Annotated in this window: 1 pseudogene; it reads right to left on the bottom strand. The window is 67.9% G+C overall.

Annotated elements, in window-relative coordinates:
• A pseudogene (locus ACXAID_RS28530) lies at positions 1–221 on the bottom strand (HNH endonuclease signature motif containing protein); the annotation flags it as partial.

Below are 221 nucleotides of genomic sequence, written 5' to 3'. Positions count from 1 at the left end.
TCTTGGCGACTCGCAGCGCGATGCGCAGCACCTCGTTCCAGGATTTGGCGCCGAGGGTCTTGGGTTCGGTTTCGGCCATCAGCCGGGCCAGTGCCCGCTGCTCGTGGGCCGGCAGTATCCAGGTCAGCTTCTTGAGGTCGTCGAGCAGGCTGATCAGTTCGCGATGGGTGAGCCCGTCGATCGGGGCGGCGGCCAACTCGGCCAGACCGGCCCGGATCGCG

The sequence above is a fragment of the Mycobacterium sp. ABE4_509 genome (genome assembly GCF_056160785.1).
The sequence above is the reverse complement of the archived record's forward strand: the minus strand, read 5'-3'. Positions and strand labels throughout refer to the sequence as shown.